Below are 17,765 nucleotides of genomic sequence, written 5' to 3' on the forward strand. Positions count from 1 at the left end.
TGCAATCCGGCGGGCTCGGGCATGCGCCCAGCCACGCCGCTTCAGCAAAAGGATTCAGAGTATGACCATGCTTTCGATGCCGCTGCCCACGCTCGCCGATTTGTCGATCGAGCCGGGCTTGCCGACTGTCGTCTCGCCGCGCGCGGGCGCGGAGATTTCATTGGAGGAAGCGGCGCCGCTCTTGCATGCGATCGTCGACGACACGCTTGAACGCGCGGGCGGCGTGCTGTTCACCGGTTTTCGCGTGGCTTCGATCGACGCGTTCCAACGTTTCGCGGGCTCGTTCGGGCATCCGCTGATCGGTTATGAGTTCGCGTCGACGCCGCGCAGCCAGGTGGAAGGCGCGGTGTACACGTCGACGGAATATCCGCCGCATCGCTCGATTCCTTTACATAACGAGCAGTCGTATACGCGTGAATGGCCGTTGCGTATCTGGTTTCACTGCGCGCTTGCCGCGCGCACCGGCGGCGCGACGCCGATCGCCGATAGCCGCGCGATCCACCGCGCGCTCGATCCGGCGCTGGTCCAGCGCTTTACGAAGCGTGAACTGCTCTACGTGCGCAACTTCGGGCAAGGGCTGGATCTGCCGTGGGAACAAGCGTTCGGTTCGGACGACCCGCGCACGGTCGAGCGGATTTGCCGTGCGCGCGGCATCGAATGCGAATGGCGCGACAGCGAAGACGGCGAACTGCTGCTGCGCACGCGCGAGCGCTGCCAGGCGGTAGCGCGCCATCCTGTCACCGGCGAACATGTCTGGTTCAATCAGGCGAATCTATTCCACCTTTCGTCGCTCGATGAAGACATGCAGGAAGCGCTGATCGATTCGGTCGGCCTCGAAAACGTGCCGCGCAATGTCTATTACGGCGACGGTGAACCGCTCGAAGCCGAGGCGCTCGCCGAAATCCGCGGCGTGCTCGATCAGCAGCGGATTGTGTTCCCGTGGCTGACCGGCGACGTGCTGATGCTCGACAACATGTTGACCGCGCATGCGCGCGATCCGTTCGAAGGGCCGCGCAAGGTCGTGGTCGCGATGGCACGAAGCTACAGCGAGGCCGAGGGCGAAAAACGGACGGCCGCGCCATGACGAAATCGCAGGGCGCGGCGCTTGCGGCGCATTCGCTGACGGTCGGCTACCGCGATCACGTCGTGCTCCACGGTCTGAACCTGAACATTGCGGCCGGCCGCGTCACGGCATTGTGCGGACCGAACGGCTGCGGCAAAAGCACGCTGCTGCGCACGCTAGCCGGTTTGCAACCGGCACTGTCCGGCAGCGTCGACGTCAACGGCGTACCGCTCGCTTCGCACAGGCGACGCGTATTGGCGCGCACGCTCACCATGCTCGCGCAGTTCAACCAGATCCCGTCCGGCCTCACCGTGCGCGAACTGGTCGCGTACGGACGTTACGCGCACGGCGGCTGGCTGCGCGGACTCTCGCGCGCCGACCACGCGGCGATCGACGAAGCGCTCGCCACCAGCGGTCTCGCCGACGACGCCGCGCGCGACGTCGCCGCGCTCTCGGGTGGCGAACGGCAACGCGCGTGGATCGCGATGGCGCTCGCGCAACAGGCGCCGATCGTGTTGCTCGACGAGCCGACTACGTATCTCGACATCCATCATCAACTGGACATTCTGCGCGAGTTGCGGCGCCTGAATCGCGAGCGCGGCCTCACGATCGTGTGGGTGCTGCACGACCTGAACCAGGCGGCGGCCTACAGCGACGAAATCGTGTTGATGCGCGCCGGCCGCATCGTCGCGCAAGGCTCGCCCGATGCGATGCTCGACCCGCGTCATCTGAATGAGACCTTCAGCGTGCCGATGCTCAAGATCGCGCACCCGCAAACGGGCGCGCCGATGTGCGTGCCGGCGTATGAAGGCGATGCGGCTTCGCTTCGCGAAGAAGCCACGAGCAAGGACCTCGCCGCATGACGACGCTTGCAGCACGCAAACGCCTGCGACGTAGCACGCCGGTGATGGACAGCTATCGTGCGCCTGTGAAAAGCCGCGTCACGACCATCGGCGCCGCGCTCATTGCGTTGATCGTCGTCGTGGCCGCGATGCGGCTTGCGCCCGGTTTTCGCACCTGGCTTGCCGCGCCCACGGGCAGCGACGCCGCGCAACTCGCCGGCATCCTGTTGTTCGACCTGAACGTGCCGCGCATTCTGGCGGCGTTGGTGGCGGGCGGCTGCCTCGCGGTGGCCGGCACACTGTTTCAATCGCTCACGCGCAACCCTTTGGCTTCGCCTGATCTGCTCGGCATCACCGGTGGCGCGCAACTGGGCTTGCTCGCGGCGATGCTGGTGCCGTCGCTGGCCGGCGTGGCGTCCGTGCCGCTGCTGTTCGTGTGCGGTCTCGGCGCCGCCGTGTGCGTGGCCGCGGCGGCGGGCGGCTGGCGCGCGACGCCGTTGCGGCTCGTGCTCGCCGGCAGCGTGTGCATGCTGTTGTTCTCCGCGCTGACCACGCTGATTCTCGCGTTCTTCGAGCAGAGCATCGTCGGCGTGTCGTTGTGGGCGAGCGGCAGTCTTTATCAACCTGGCGCGACGGGTTTGAAGATCGCCGCGTCGTGGCTCGTGCTGCCGCTGATCGCCTTGCCCTTCGTGATTCGTCCACTCGATCCGCTCGCCCTCGGCGATGACGCGGCAGCGGCGGCCGGCGTTCGCGTGGACGCGACGCGGCTAGCGGCGATGCTGGTGGCGGTGGGCTTCGCTAGCGTCGCGGTGAGTGTCGCGGGACCGCTCTCGTATGTCGGCCTGATCGCACCCAATCTGCTGCGTCAGGTGCGCGGTGCGAAATCGTCACGGCTCGCCGCGCTCGTGCCCTTGTCCGCATTGGTGGGCGGCGCGCTGGTGCTCGTCACCGACAGCGCCGTGCAGGCGCTCGATCTCGATGCGACCCTCTCGACCGGCGTGGCGATTGCCTTCGTCGGCACGCCGTTGATGCTCGCGATGATCCGCAGCGGCGCCGCGTGGTCGGGCGCGCTGCATGCCGGTCAGGAGCGTGCCGTCGTGCGCGCCACGCGCTTCGTACGCATGGTCGATGCGTGGCCGTGGCCGCTGACCGCAAGCGTGCTGGTGCTGCTCGGCATCGTGCTCGTGTGCGCGGGCGCATCGTTCGGCCTCACGACGATCGGCGTGCCGCGCTGGCTCGCCGCGTTCGATCACCGCGACGAACTCGCGAGGATGTTGCTCGATCTGCGTTTGCCGCGCCTCATCTGCGCATTGCTGGCGGGCGCGTTGCTTGCCGCGAGCGGGGTGCTGATGCAAAGCATCGTGCGCAATCCGCTGGCCGGACCTGAAGTGCTGGGCGTGACGCAAGGCGCAGGCCTCGCGACGCTCGCGGCGCTCGTGATGTGGCCGCTTGCCGCACATTCGACGCTGGCCGCCGCTTCGCTCGCGGGTGGCGGTGTCACGCTGGCCTTGACGCTCTTGCTGAATCGCCGGCATCGCTATGCGCCGCTCGCGGTCGCGCTCACGGGCATCGTTATCGGAACACTGTGGACGACGCTGTCGCAATGGCTCATCACGCAGCAAAGTGTGCAGCCGGCGCGCTTCGTCGTGTGGCTGGTCGGCGGCACGTATGGACGCAGTTGGGGCGAAGTGACGACGCTGCTGCCGTGGTGCGTGCTGGCCCTGCCGGTGTTCGCGCTGCTCGCGCGGCCGCTCGATCTGCTTGCATTGGGCGACGACCAGGCCGCGTCGCTGGGCTTGCCGATCGGCGTGCTGCGTCCACTGGTGCTGACCGTCGCGACGCTGGCGGCGTGCGCGGCGGTGGCCGCGGTGGGGCCGGTGGGCTTTATCGGTTTGATGGCGCCGCATCTGGCGTCGATGCTCGGCGCGCGTGCTCATCGCACGCGCTTGTGGCTGGCGGCGGCGTGTGGCGCGCTGGTGCTGGTCGTGGCCGATATCGCGGCGCGCACGCTGCTGGCGCCGCGCGAAATTCCCGCCGGCGTATTGACTGCGCTGATCGGCGCGCCTTATCTGCTTGCGCTGCTGATCGTGGAGGCTCGGCGCGAGAAGCGGGGCCAACGGTGATGCGGCAACCTGATCACGACAAGCGCGCGCAGTGTTTCGCAGGCTTCGCGCCGGAGTCGATCGCGCATTATCTCGAGCATGTATGGCTCGGCACGCCAAACGCGAGTGAGGAGCCCGCGTTGGCTAACGATCACGCCGGCTCGCTGAAGGTGGCCCGCGTCAGCGAACTGGCGGAGCATCGCGCCGAATTGCTCGATGCGATGGTCACGCTCTACGGCGGCGAGCGCGAAACGCATGCACGCGCGTTGTTGTCGCAATGGACCAAGTACTACTTCGGTTTTGCGGCGACGGCTGGGTTCGTTGCGGCAGCACTGCTGCGCCGGCCGCTTGCGATGTCGCCGGATAAAACCCATATCGTGCTGCGCGACGGCTTGCCTATCGCCGCGTATTTCGAGCACGGCGCATTGCAGCCGGTTGAGTGCGACCCGTCACGCCGTTACGCGCCGCTCGTCGAGCATCTCAATGCGGTGATCGAGACGCTGTGCGCAATGACCAGAATCGCGCCGCGCGTCTTGTGGAGCAACGCGGGCAATCTGCTGGACTACCTGTTCGAACAATGCGCGCCGCAATTCGATCTGACCGACGACATCGCGTGGCTGTTCGGTCCAATCGCTGCCGATGGCGAGGCCAATCCGCTGCGTCTGCCGGTGCGCCTTGCAAAACCGCGCGCTGCGAGTTTGCCGAATCCGTTCAGCGCACGGCGCGTGTGCTGCGTACGTTATGAAATTCCTGGAGAGACGCAACTGTGTGGACGCTGCCCCCTGCTATTGACGATGAGCGATGCGGAAATCGCATTGCAGGCCGCTTCGCATTGACACCAATGACGCCGTCGGTGCCGTGGTCGCGCCGCACGAAGAAAACCCCCTGTTTCAGGCGACTTTGCATAAGTGTTGCGGTGGCGGCCACGCTGTTCTCCAACTCGTATGCGCATGCGCAAGGCAGTGGCAGCGTCGCGCCTTCAGCGGGCACGAGTCATCCAGTTCACACGAACACCGCACAAGCGCAGCAGCAAACCTGCACGCCGCTCGCCGACAACCCGATCGTCTCGCAAGCGAGTCCGTCGCTGCCCGCACAGCCGAAGCGCATCGTCGTCCTCGAATTCATGTTCGCCGAAGACCTCGCGGCGATCGGCATCACGCCGGTGGGCATGGCCGATCCCGCGTATTACCCGGTATGGATCGGCTACGACAACGCACGTCTGGCGACGGTGCCCGATATCGGCACGCGGCAGGAGCCGAGTCTCGAGGCGATTGCAGCGGCCAAACCGGATCTGATTCTCGGCGTGGGTTTGCGACATGCACCCATTTTTGCGGCGCTCGAACGCATCGCGCCGACCGTACTGTTCAAGTACGGCCCGAACTTTAGCGAAGACGGCGCCCGCGTCACGCAGCTCGATTGGGGCCGCAAGATTTTGCGCACCATCGGCTGTCTCACGGGACGCGAGGAGGCGGCGCGCGCCGTCGAAGCCAAGGTCGACGCAGGCTTTGCCCGCGACGCGCAGCGTCTCGCCGAAGCGGGTCGTCGTGGCGAACAGGTCGCGTGGTTGCAGGAATTGGGCTTGCCGGACCGTTACTGGGCATTCACCGGCAACAGCACGGCGGCGGGCGTCGCGCATGCGCTCGGGCTCAACTTGTGGCCCGCCGAGGCGACTCGCGAAGGCACGGCGTACGTGAGTTCGGAAGATCTGTTGAAGAAACCGAAACTGACCGTGCTGTTCGTCAGCGCGACTGAAACGGATGTCCCGCTTGCCATCAAACTCGATTCGCCGATCTGGCGATTCGTGCCGGCTCGCAGCGCGGGGCGCGTTGGGCTCGTCGAGAGGAATATCTGGGGCTTTGGTGGGCCGATGTCGGCGCTGCGGCTTGCGGATACGATGACTAATACGTTGTTGTCGTTGCCGGCACCCGCAGTGAAGAAATAAGCGGCTTCTATTGAGTCTTGCTGAGCGCCTGAACAACGGCGTCCAGCAAGTCTGTTCACCTCATCATCCTATCGTACCGTTGGCCACTGCCGGCTTCAGCACCGCTTGTGCCGAACCATGCGTCTCACTGACGATACTGCCATTTTCCAGCTTCAACACCCGATCCGCGAGATGGAAGTACCGGTCATCATGGCTGATCACCAGCACGGTCTTACCGCGCGAGCGCAGTTCCGGCAGCAGTTGTTCATAGAACACCGCTTTGAACTGTGGGTCCTGATCCGCGGCCCATTCGTCGAACAGATAGAACGGGCGGTCTTCCAGATACGCGACGACCAACGCCAGGCGTTTGCGCTGGCCAGTGGAAAGCGCTCGCGTAGAGAACGCACCGTTCACCACCTGCACCTTGTGATCGAGCGCGAGCTTCGCGACCAGCGCGTTGGCACGGGCATCCGCCTGCGCGCGCGAGGCGTCGTTCGGATCGACGATGCCGAGCAGCGCGTCGAACAGATGGAAATCGTTGAACACGGCCGTGAAGCGCTGACGATAGGCGGCGCGTTCAGCTAAGCCGACCGGCTTGCCGTCCAGTTCGATCGTACCGTCTTCGGGTTCATAGAGACCGGTCAGCACTTTCGCGAGCGTCGTCTTGCCGCTGCCGTTGCCGCCCACGATGAACACCAGCTCGCCAGGCCTGAAGGTCAGATTGACCGGCCCGACGCGGAACATCCGCTCGTCGCGCTCATGAAAGTACGAATGCGTGACGTTGCTGAGCGTGAGCGTGCGATACGGCGCGTGCGAAGCGTTTTCATCGGGCGGCGGCGAGGTGCGCAGCGCGCCGAATTCGCCCATCACCTTCTCGATGCGATCGAGCGAGACGCGCGCCGCATTCAGCGTCGGCACGTTGTTGAGCAGACCGTCCAGCGGCAGCAGCATGAACAGGAACACCACCACGTAGCCCGATGCCGACGGCGCATCGGCGTGCACGCCGAGTGCCGGCCAGAACGCGGCGACGCCCAGAAACACATAAAACAGGAACACGATCCAGCCGACCCCGACCGCATAGGCGCTGAACGCCTTACGCCGATGGTCGCGCACTTCGTCGATGGCCGAGCCGAGTTGGCCGTCCACGAACTGACGCGAACGCGCCTGATGCAGCTTCAGTTCCTTCGCGCCGGTGAAGAGCGCGCCGAGATAGCCGAACAGTTTGTCCTGCGAGCGGCCCGCGGCTTCGAGCGAGGCGATCGCGCGTTTGTCGCCGGCGTGATAGCCGAGCGAGCCGACCAGGATCGCGGCCACCGCGAGCAGGCAGACCGGCCACGACAGCCACGCCAGATAACCGAGGCAGCCGAACACGATCGAGCCATGCATCACCAGATTGGGCAGCGCGAAGAACAGCATCGACACGTTGGTGGCGTCGTCGGTCAGTACGGACTGCACGGGCGCCGCGCCGATACGTTCGACATCGCGCAACTCGGCTTCGGCGACGCGCCGTGCGACGTGTTCGCGCAACTGCGCCATCGTGTCCTGCGAGAGGCGCGCGAACAGCACGCCGGTGATCACGCGCGTGACGAGCGCGACGACCGCGCACAACGCGAAACGCATCGCCAGCGACATATCGGCGGCGCCCGGTTGTGAGAGCGCGCGGCTAAGTGTCGCCACGAGCAGCACGCTGGCGATGCCGTTCAGCACGCAGGCCGTCAAGGCGATCGCGAAGGAACCGCGAGAGCGCTTGAGCAGCGCCACGATCAGGCGCATGGCGGGTTTGCCCGCAGGGTTGGAGGGAGGTGAAGCAGACGAGGGTGGCGCGTCGTAGCGCTCGTTGGCAGCGGTCATCGGCAATGTGTCGCAGTGGGTCGCAAATGGATCGGCGAATGGCGGCGCATGCGGGCATGTGGCCATTCAGCGGGGCGCAAAGACACGCCCCTCGCCTGATAGACGAATGGGCGAAGCAAACATTTACCGTGCGCGTTCCTCTGCCACGTCAAAAAGATGCAGTCCAAATAAAAACAACGCACGCGGTAAAGATTTGCGATCGCGGATCGTCACACCAATGAAGCGGCCCATTGCGGCCTGCGACTTGGCCTATGCGGCCAGTTCTAACGGATTTCATGCCCATGACGAACTTCCCGATTGCGTTGCACCACCAGATCCGCGCCATGGCGCGCATCGATCCCGATGCGCCCGCGCTGGCATCCTTCACGCCGCATACCGTGCGGCTGACGCGCGGCGAACTGGACAGTCGCGCGGCGCGGCTTGCCGCACAGCTGCGCGCGGCGGGTGTGACGACTGAAGTGCGTGTGGGTGTTTGCGTCGCGCGTTCCTGCGATCTGTTCGTCGCATTGCTCGCTGTATTGAAGGCGGGCGGCGTGTTCGTCGCGCTCGATCCGCGTCATCCGGCGGCGCGCCTTGATTGGGTCGCGCGGGATGCGGGGCTCGTGCACGGCATCGTCGACGGTTCCGCGGATGCGGCGATGCGTGCGCGTTTCACGCAATGCTTCGACGTTGCAAGCGCTGCTGCGACAGATGTGGCGGCGCCTCGTTTCGACGGCGATGCAGAAGACACGCCGGTGCATCCGCGCGCGGCGGCCTACATGATCTACACGTCGGGGTCGACCGGCACGCCGAAAGCCGTGGCCGTCGAACACGGGCCGCTTGCCGCGCACGGTGAAGCGCTCGCTGACTCGTTGCCGATCGGTGCCAATGACCGCGTGCTGCATTTCGCATCGGTCAATTTCGACGTCTCGATCGAAGCGTGGTTAGTACCGCTTGCCGTCGGCGGCAGCGTGGTGATCAGTGATCCACCGCCGTTCGCGCCGGAAACCACGCATGCGTTCATGCTGCGTGAAGGCGTCACCAATACGACGCTGCCGCCCGCTTATGTGCGCGAGTTCGCGAACGTTTGCGAGCGCCTCGGCGTGCCGCCTTCGCTGCGCACGCTGCTGTTCGGCGGCGAAGCGATGTCGCAAGACAGTTTCGACGAGATTCGCCGCGTGTTCCCGTCGGTGCGCCTCGTCAACGGCTATGGACCGACCGAGGCGGTGATCTCGCCGATGTTGTGGCCCGTCGATCCGGGCATGACACCAGCACTCGAGGACGGCAATGGTTTTGCCTCGCTGCCGATCGGTTGGCCGATCGGGCGACGCGTGGCGCGCATCGACGGCGCGGCGCAGCAAGGCGAAAGCGGCGAACTGCTGCTCGGCGGCGTGTGTCTCGCGCGCGGCTATCACGGCCGCGCCGCACTGACGGCTGAACGTTTTCTGCCGGATCCGACTGGCGAACCGGGCGAACGGATTTACCGCACCGGCGACCTCGCGCGTGAACGCGCGGACGGCTCGTTCGATTATCTCGGCCGCATCGACGATCAGGTTCAGGTGCGCGGCGTGCGCGTCGAACCCGGCGAGATCGCGGCTTGTCTGCTGACGCATCCGGCAGTGGCCGACGCGGGTGTGCTGGCCGAATCTGCTCATGGCCGAACGCAACTGATCGCATGCGTCGTGCTGCAAGACACACTCGACGATGCCGCGCTGCTAGCGCATCTCGCCGCGCATTTGCCGCAGGCGTGGATTCCGCATCGTTTGGTGCGCTTCGAGCGCCTGCCGTATACGTTGAACGGCAAGCTCGATCGCGCCGCATTGCGCGACTTCATTGCCACGATGCCGGCTGTCGTCGATGCGAATCATGTCGCGCCTCGAACCGCCACCGAAACGCGCCTCGCCACGCTTTGGCAAACCCTGTTGAACGATCCTGCGCCGATCGGCTGCGGCGACCGCTTCTTCGCACGTGGCGGCGATTCCCTCGCAGCGATGCAATTGCAGGCGGCGATCCGCATAGAATGGCGCGTGAATCTACGGCTCGACGCGTTGTTCGACGATCAACCGCTCGAAGCGCTGGCGCGTCTGATCGATGCCAGCGAGACTGAAACGTCGGTGGGTTCGCATGGCATCCCTGTGGTGCGGACCGCCGATGCGCCGTTCATGGATCGTGCCACGTCGTTCGCTCAACAGCGGTTCTGGGTGCTCGCGCAAACACAGGACGCCGGCGCGGCTTATCACGTTGCCGTGCAATGGGATGTGCAAGGCGCACTCGATATCGGCACGCTGCAACGCGCGCTCGATTGTTTGATCGCGCGTCATCAGGCGTGGCGAACGACGCTGGTCGAGTCCGACGACGGCATCGTCGTGCAACGCATTCATGCCCGCTTACCGGTTGCGATTGCGCAAATCGACTTGCGCGGCGCCGGCGACGCCGAGCGTGCATCGCGCCTGGTGGCGTTCACGGAACAGCATGTCAGCGGACCTTTCGATCTGTCGAAAGGTCCGCTGGTGCGGGCCGCGCTCGTTACGCTCACTGACGACACGCAGCGCTTCCTGTTGACCGCGCATCATTCGATCAGCGACGGCTGGAGTTCGCGCTGTGCGTTCGAAGAACTGCGTGCCGCCTACGCCGCTTTCGCGACGGGAAACGAGCCGCAATTGCCTGCGTTGACGGTGCAGTACGCCGACTACGCGCAATGGCAACGCGACTGGCTCGCGGCCGGCGAAGGCAAAAGGCAACTGGCTTACTGGCGCGACGCATTGCGCGACGCGCCCGAAGCGCTAGCACTGCCGCTAGACCGGCCGCGCTCGCCGGAGCACGACTATCGCGGCGGCCGCCTCGCGCTGCGTTTGCCCGTGGCGCTATCCGAAGCCGTGCGCGAAACGGCGCGACGCGCGCAGGCATCGCCGTTCACGGTACTGCTTGCCGCCTTCGACGCCTGGCTTTACCGATTGACCGGCGCGACCGATGTCGTCGTGGCCGCGCCGATCGCGCATCGGCAGCGGGCGGAGACTGCGCTGCTGGTAGGTCTTTTCCTCAACACGCTTGCGCTGCGCGCGCGCGTCGCGCCGGACCAATCGTTCGCTGCGTTGCTCGACGGTGTACGCCGTTCCGCGTTCGATGCGTTCGCGCATCAGGATGTACCGTTCGATCAGGTGCTCGACGCGGTCAAGCCGCCGGTGCGGCGCGGCGATGCCTGGCTGAAGGTCAAGTTCGCGCAGCAGTTCGATCTGGAACTGTCGGCTGAATTGCCGGGCGCTTCGGTGCGCATGTCGCCGGGGCTGGACCTCGCCGCCCGCTTCGACTACGCGCTCGATTTCACCGACGACCCGCGTGGCATCGAGCTTGTCGTCGCTTATGCGCTCGACGGTATCGACGAACGGACTGCGCAAGCATGGCTGCACAGTTACGCCGCGCTCGTCGCCGATGCCGTGCGCGATCCGCAGCGTGCGATTGCCGAACTGGACTGCGCGGATAGCGCCGACTATCGCGCCGCGCGACGTGGCCGCGAGTTGAAGCCGGCGGCTGACAACGTGCTCGCGCTGTTCGCGCGGCATGCGTGTGAAACACCGCATCGCGTGGCGCTCGCGGATGCCGATACGCAGCTGACGTATGCCGAAGTCGACGCAGCATCGGATCGTATCGCGTTCGCTTTGCGGGAGCGTGGGGTAAGTGCAGAGCAACCGGTGGCCGTGTGTATCGAGCGGTCGGTGCGCTTTGCCGCCGCGCTGATTGGCGTGATGAAGTCCGGTGCGTACGTCGTACCGCTCGATCCTGCCGCGCCGCATGAGCGTCTGACGGCTTCGGTTCAGGCGTGTGGCGCGCGGTGGATCCTGACAACAAGTAAAGACGTCACGACTGTAGGCGCAGCGACCGCGCTCGATTTCGATATGCTCACGCAAGCGTCATCGTCGGCGAGCGCGGGTGACACGACCGCAACCGCATCGCACACGCCCCCCTTGGCGAATCAAGCCGCCTACCTGATCTTCACCTCGGGCTCGACCGGCACGCCGAAAGGCGTGGTCATCTCGCATGGCGCACTGGTCGACTACGTCGAGGGCATGCTGGACGAACTCGCATTCGCCGCCAACGCATCCATGGCAATGGTCTCCACCGTCGCTGCCGACCTCGGCCATACGACGCTATTCGGCGCGCTGTGCTCGGGCCGCACGCTGCATCTGCTGCCTGCGCAATGCGCGTTCGATCCCGATCGCTTCGCGCACGAAATGCGCACGCGCAACGTCGGCATTCTCAAGATCGTGCCGAGTCACCTGCACGCGTTGCTCGACGCGCAACATCCGGCCGATGTGCTGCCCGCGCATGCGCTGGTGACAGGCGGCGAAACGCTGCCTTGGTCGCTGGTCGAGCGAATCGCGGTAATCAAGCCGGCCTGCCGCGTCATCAATCACTATGGCCCGACCGAAGCAACGGTGGGCGCGTTGACGTGCGACACGTCTTCGTCAGCGCAAGCCGCAGTGCATGCGCTGAGCGCGCACGCCGTGCCGCTCGGGCTGCCATTGCCGAACGCCTATGCCTGTGTGCTCGACAGCCACGGCGCGAGCGTGCCGCCGGGCGCAATCGGCGAGTTGTATCTCGGCGGACCGGGGTTGGCGCGCGGCTATCTGAATCGCGCCGCCGCGACCGCCGAGCGTTTCGTACCGAATCCATTCGCGCCGGGCGAGCGTCTTTACCGAACGGGCGACCGCGTGAGACTGCGCGCAGATCATCGTCTGGATTTTCTGGGCCGGCTGGACGATCAGGTAAAGATTCGCGGCTACCGCGTCGAACCTGGCGAGGTCAGTGCGGCACTGCGCGCACTCGACGGCATCGCTCAAGCCGAAACACTTGCTGTCGAGCATGAAGGGCGTTTGCGTTTGGCATCGTTCGTCACGTTGACGAGCGGTGCGCGCTTCGACGAAGCCGCATTACGCGCGGCATTGAGCGCCCGTTTGCCGGACTACATGGTGCCGGCCGTGTTGCAGCGTGTCGCCACCTTGCCTGTGACCGCCAACGGCAAGGTGGACCGCGCGGCATTGCGGGCGCTGGCGGCTGCACCGGCGCCGCTGGTGGCCACGGGCGATGCGCCGCAAGGCGCAACGGAAGAAGCCCTCGCCGCCGTCTGGATGGACGTGCTCAAAGCCGAACGCGTAGGCCGCGACGACAACTTCTTCGAGCTGGGCGGCGATTCGATTCTGGTGTTGCAGGTGATCGCCCGTTCGCGCAAGCGCGGCGTGCGCTTTACGCCGAAGCAACTGTTCGATGCGCCCACGCTCGCGCAACTCGCACGTGTCGCGACGATGGTGGATGTTACTGTACAACAGGCTGCACCGGGCGCATCGAAGGCGCAAGCCGCACCATCCAAACTTGAGCAGTCCGCCGCGCTCACACCTGCGCAACTGCGTTTCTTTGCACTGGAGATTCCGCGGCGTGGCCACTGGAATCAATCCATCGAACTCGACACGCAAGCGCCTTTCGACTTCGACGCTTTCGCGCGCGCATTCGAAACGCTGCTGACACACCACGAAATTTTCCGCCAGCGTTTCACACCGGATGGTGCGCAAGGCGAATGGCGACTGACTTTGGCCGAGCGCGCATTCGACACACTGCCGCTCGCCGCGGTTTCCGCACGCGACGAAGCCGACGCGCTAGCCCAATTCGATGCATTGCAAAGCACGCTCGATCTGACGCATGGCCCGCTCGTCTGCGCATTGGCTGCGCTGTTGCCCGACGGCACGACGAAGCTCTATCTGGCGATCCATCACATCATCGTCGACGGCGTGTCGTGGCGTGTGCTGCTGGATGATCTCGACGCCGCCTATCGCGCCGCTTGCGAGCGCCGCAGCGTGCGACTCGCATCGACGGGAACGAGCGCACAGGAATGGGCGGCACGGCTGGCACGCGCCGCGCTCGACATCACGAACTCTCCGTTTGCCGCCGAACTGCCGTACTGGACCGCGCTCGCCGCGCCGTGCGACGATCTGCCGCTCGACCGTCCGCAAGCCAAGGCGAGCAACGCCGACGCGCAATCCGTGATCCAGACCATCGGCGCCGATCTGACGCGGGCCGCGTTGACGGAAGCGAATGCCGCTTACCGTACGCAGATGATCGAACTGCTGATCGCGGCGCTGGCGCAGTCGCTCGATATGCCCGTGTGCCGTATCGAACTCGAAGGCCACGGCCGTGAGGCTTTGTTCGACGACGTCGACGTCAGCCGCACGCCTGGCTGGCTCACGAGTCACTATCCGGTGCAGTTCACGCTTGAAAGCACGCCGGCGGCCACGCTCGGCGCGGTCAAGGACACACTGCGCGCGGTGCCGAACAAAGGCCTCGGCTTTGGCGTGCTGCGCCACTACGGCGACACGGCGACGCTCGCCGCGCTCGCCGCCGTGCCGCGCCCGCATGTGACCTTCAACTATCTCGGCCAGTTCGACGCGCCGCGCGATGCGGTGCTCGTGCCGCGTTTCGGCGGCGCGGGCTGCGAGCGTGATCCAGCGGGGCCGATCGGCAACGCGTTGGCGATCCACGCCTATATCGACGGCGACGCCACGCGCACGCTCAAAGTCCATTGGGTCTACGGCGCGACGCAATTCGAGCGCGCCACGGTGGAAGCCATCGCGCAGCGCTTCGAAAGTGCGCTCGCGGACTTGACCGCCGCATGTGCGGCGCGTCTTGCGCAACGCGGCGGTGGCGCAACGCCAGGCGACTATCCGCTCGCGCGCGCGGGCGGTTTGACGCAGGCCGCGCTGGAGCGCGTGCCGCTCGACTTGCGCACCATCGACGACATCTATCCGCTTTCGCCGATGCAGCACGGCATTCTGTTCCATTCGCTGTTCGCGCCGGAGCAATCGACCTATGTGAATCAACTGGTCGCGACGTTGATCGAGCCGGACGTGGAACGCCTGCGCGCGGCATTCGAAGCCGCCGTGCCGCGCCACGACATTCTGCGCACGAGCTTCACGCCGGTCGAAGCGACGCCGATGCAGCTCGTGCATCGCCAGGCGCGCATGCCGGTGGAGATTCTCGATTGGCGCGAGCGCGGTGGGGATGCGCATGATGCATTCGAAAGCTGGCTCAGCGCCGACCGTGCGCGCGGTTTCGATCTGACCTCGCCGCCGTTGATGCGCGTCACGCTGATCCGCATCACGGACGACGCATGGCGTCTCGTCTGGACGCGTCACCATTTGCTGCTCGACGGCTGGAGCACGGCGCGTTTCTTTGCCGACGTGCTGCGCGACTATATCGAGCCGCCGCGCCCGCAACCCTTCGCGGCGCCAGCGAAAACGCGCTATCGCGACTTCATCGCGTGGCTGGCCGCACGCGACTCAGAAAGCGAGCGCGCCTTCTGGTTGCAACGTCTTGCATTGCTCGACGAACCGACGCTGGTTGCCGAACGTGAATCCGCGAGCCATCGCGAGCCGCAGCATCTCACGCGGCGTGAGTCGCTTGACGCGGCGACGATGGCACGTCTCACCGACACCGCGCGCCGTCTGAAGGTCACGGTCAACACGATGGTGCAGGGTGCATGGGCGCTCGCCTTGCAGCGGATGACGCATCACACTGCCGTCGCTTTCGGCGCGACCGTCGCCGGCCGTCCTGATGCCTTGCCGGACGTCGACACCGTGCTCGGTCTTTTCATCAACACGCTGCCGGTGATTACCGCGCCGTTGCCGCAACGCCGCGCATCGGCATGGCTGCACGATTTGCAGCGCGACAACGCCGCGGCTGCGGAGCACGCACATACGCCGTTGTACGAAATCCAGCAATGGGCCGGCCAAGGCGGTGGCGCATTGTTCGACACGCTGCTCGTGTTCGAAAACTATCCCGTGGATGAAGCATGGCAAGGGCGCGACGAGCGCGCGCTCAAGCTGCGTGAGTTGCGCAATATCGAAGCGACGGATTTCGCGCTCACGCTGGTGATCGAAGCGGGTGCCACGCTCACGATCGACTACGGCTACGATGCCGCGCAACTCGATGAGACGCGCGTTGCCGCATTGCATCGCGCGTTTGCCACTTGCCTTGCGGGCTTGATTGCCGATCCGGACGCACCGCTCGGCACGATTTCAATTTCCACCGCCGACGATCTGACCACGCTGGCCCGCTTCAACTCGACCACCCACGTGTGGCCGCACGCGCAACAGCAGGCGCTGCATCGCCAGTTCGAACAAAAGGCGCTGGCGTCGCCGGATGCTATCGCGCTCGAATTCGTCGACTCGCAAGGGCACACGCAGCAGATGACCTACGGCGAGCTCGATACGAACGCCGATCGCGTCGCCGCCTCGCTCATCGAAGCCGGCGTGCGCGCGGACACGGCGGTGGCGCTGTGCGTCGAGCGATCGTTCGACATGGTCGTGGCGCTGATCGGCGTGCTCAAAGCGGGCGCGGCTTATCTGCCCATCGATCCCGACTATCCGGCGGACCGCATCGCGTATCTGCTCGAGGACGCGAAGCCCGCAGTCGTGCTGACCCAGCCGCATCTGCTGGAACGCATCGCGGCAGCGGTCGACAGCACACGCGCAAAAGTCCTGACCGTCGACGCACTACGCGGCGCCGATTTTACGCTCAGCGCTCCCGTGGCAGTCGCTCCCGATCAGCTTGCTTACCTGATCTACACGTCCGGTTCGACCGGCAAGCCGAAGGGCGCGGGCAATACGCATCGCGCGCTGGCAAACCGCATTGCGTGGATGCAGGACGCGTATCGACTCGATGCCAACGATGTCGTGTTGCACAAGACCCCGTTCGGTTTCGACGTGTCGGTGTGGGAATTCGTGTGGCCGCTCGCCGTCGGCGCGAAGCTCGCGATTGCGGCGCCCGGCGACCATCGCGATCCGGCGCGCCTCGTCGCGGCAATCGAAACACACTGTGTCACGACGCTGCATTTCGTGCCGTCGATGCTCGCGGCCTTCGTCGCTCATCTGGAAGACTTTCACGCCGCGGTGCGCTGCGCGAGCGTCGAGCGGATCGTCGCCAGCGGCGAAGCGCTCGCGCCGGAACTAGTGGCTCGCGTCGCAAAACAATTGCCCCATGCGCGGCTCTACAACCTCTACGGCCCGACCGAAGCCGCCATCGACGTTTCGCACTGGACGTGCGGCGCGCGCGATGCAGACGCGGCGTCCGTGCCGATCGGTCATCCGATTGCGAACGTGCAACTGCACGTGCTCGACGCGGCGTTGCAGCCGCTGCCGCAAGGCGCGATCGGCGAACTGTACCTGGGCGGCGTGGGATTGGCGCGCGGCTACCTCGGCCGTGCTGCGTTGACGGCGGAACGCTTCGTTCCCGATCCGTTCTCGCATGGAGCACGGCTTTATCGAACCGGTGACCTTGCACGCCGCCGCGCGGACGGCGCGCTCGACTATCTCGGCCGCATGGATACGCAGGTGAAGTTACGTGGCCAGCGCATCGAGCCCGGCGAAATCGAAGCGCTGTTGCGTGCGGCGCCGGGCGTGCATGACGCCGTGGTGATCGTGCGTGACGAGCAATTGATTGGCTACGTGGCGCGCGGCGCGGACAACGCGCTCGACACGCAGGCGCTGCTCGATGATTTGCGCGCGCAACTGCCGTCATACATGGTGCCTTCGTATCTGATCGCGATGGATGCACTGCCGGTCACGCCGAACGGCAAATGCGACCGTCACGCGCTGCCGGCTCCCGTGCGCGGCACGGCCTCAGAAAATGCCGTGAGCGTGGCCGCCACCGAGACCGAGCGTGAACTCGCCGGGATCTGGAGACGGGTGCTGCGTGTCGACACGATTGGCCGCGACGACGACTTCTTCGCGCTGGGCGGTCACTCGCTGCTTGCGACACAAGCCAACGCGCAGGCGAATCTGCACTGGACGCTGATTCTGCCGCTGCGCACCTTGTTCGACGAACGCACGTTGCAGCGCTGTGCCGCCGCGATCGATCGCGCGCTTGCCGAGCGCGGTGCACACGGCGCGGGTGATACCGCGAGCGCGATCGATGCACTTCTCGACGAATTCGAGCTGCAATAAGCCCAATACGCCGCCCAA

The 17,765-nt window shown here is 65.6% G+C and carries 7 protein-coding genes; 6 read left to right on the forward strand and 1 reads right to left on the reverse strand.

Annotated elements, in window-relative coordinates; translation table 11 throughout:
• Window positions 1-61: 61 nt before the first annotated feature.
• The 5 genes from ACQKRQ_RS00280 to ACQKRQ_RS00300 are packed head-to-tail and all read left to right on the forward strand — an operon-like array spanning window position 62 to window position 5,949.
• Window positions 62-1,084: a TauD/TfdA family dioxygenase gene (locus tag ACQKRQ_RS00280; RefSeq protein ID WP_427474619.1), complete on the forward strand. Its 1,023-nt coding sequence runs from the start codon at window positions 62-64 to the stop codon at window positions 1,082-1,084.
• Window positions 1,081-1,926, forward strand: coding sequence for an ABC transporter ATP-binding protein (locus tag ACQKRQ_RS00285; RefSeq protein ID WP_132378785.1), 846 nt, complete (start codon window positions 1,081-1,083; stop codon window positions 1,924-1,926). Before ACQKRQ_RS00280 ends, ACQKRQ_RS00285 begins: the two co-directional genes overlap by 4 nt.
• Entirely contained in the window at window positions 1,923-4,028 is a 2,106-nt protein-coding gene (gene fhuB / locus ACQKRQ_RS00290; protein WP_427474620.1) for a Fe(3+)-hydroxamate ABC transporter permease FhuB, read from the forward strand. Before ACQKRQ_RS00285 ends, fhuB begins: the two co-directional genes overlap by 4 nt.
• On the forward strand, window positions 4,028-4,843 hold the full coding sequence (fhuF, locus tag ACQKRQ_RS00295; RefSeq protein ID WP_427474621.1) for a siderophore-iron reductase FhuF: 816 nt from the start codon (window positions 4,028-4,030) through the stop codon (window positions 4,841-4,843). Before fhuB ends, fhuF begins: the two co-directional genes overlap by 1 nt.
• A gap of 5 nt (window positions 4,844-4,848) precedes the next feature.
• A complete protein-coding gene (locus ACQKRQ_RS00300) occupies window positions 4,849-5,949 on the forward strand; it encodes an ABC transporter substrate-binding protein (protein WP_427476022.1) in 1,101 nt (366 codons plus the stop codon).
• Between the two features lie 63 nt (window positions 5,950-6,012).
• On the opposite strand, the gene ACQKRQ_RS00305 is transcribed toward ACQKRQ_RS00300, so the two are convergent.
• Window positions 6,013-7,779 carry a cyclic peptide export ABC transporter gene (locus ACQKRQ_RS00305; RefSeq protein WP_427474622.1) on the reverse strand — a complete coding sequence of 589 codons (1,767 nt, stop codon included), beginning with the start codon at window positions 7,777-7,779 and terminating at the stop codon, window positions 6,013-6,015.
• 281 nt (window positions 7,780-8,060) lie between these two features.
• On the opposite strand from ACQKRQ_RS00305, the gene ACQKRQ_RS00310 reads away from it, so the two are divergent.
• On the forward strand, window positions 8,061-17,747 hold the full coding sequence (locus tag ACQKRQ_RS00310; RefSeq protein WP_427474623.1) for an amino acid adenylation domain-containing protein: 9,687 nt from the start codon (window positions 8,061-8,063) through the stop codon (window positions 17,745-17,747).
• The last annotated feature ends 18 nt before the right edge of the window (window positions 17,748-17,765 follow it).

The sequence above is a fragment of the Paraburkholderia sp. NPDC080076 genome (assembly GCF_050281145.1).
Lineage (GTDB): Bacteria > Pseudomonadota > Gammaproteobacteria > Burkholderiales > Burkholderiaceae > Paraburkholderia.

What these genes read in the sequence shown, in the direction of transcription:
- ACQKRQ_RS00280 (WP_427474619.1), top strand. Translation starts at nt 62, where the DNA reads ATGACCATGCTTTCGATGCCGCTGCCCACGCTCGCCGATTTGTCGATC.
- ACQKRQ_RS00285 (WP_132378785.1), top strand. Translation starts at nt 1,081, where the DNA reads ATGACGAAATCGCAGGGCGCGGCGCTTGCGGCGCATTCGCTGACGGTC.
- fhuB (WP_427474620.1), top strand. Translation starts at nt 1,923, where the DNA reads ATGACGACGCTTGCAGCACGCAAACGCCTGCGACGTAGCACGCCGGTG.
- fhuF (WP_427474621.1), top strand. Translation starts at nt 4,028, where the DNA reads ATGCGGCAACCTGATCACGACAAGCGCGCGCAGTGTTTCGCAGGCTTC.
- ACQKRQ_RS00300 (WP_427476022.1), top strand. Translation starts at nt 4,849, where the DNA reads ATGACGCCGTCGGTGCCGTGGTCGCGCCGCACGAAGAAAACCCCCTGT.
- ACQKRQ_RS00305 (WP_427474622.1), bottom strand. Translation starts at nt 7,779, where the DNA reads ATGACCGCTGCCAACGAGCGCTACGACGCGCCACCCTCGTCTGCTTCA.
- ACQKRQ_RS00310 (WP_427474623.1), top strand. Translation starts at nt 8,061, where the DNA reads ATGACGAACTTCCCGATTGCGTTGCACCACCAGATCCGCGCCATGGCG.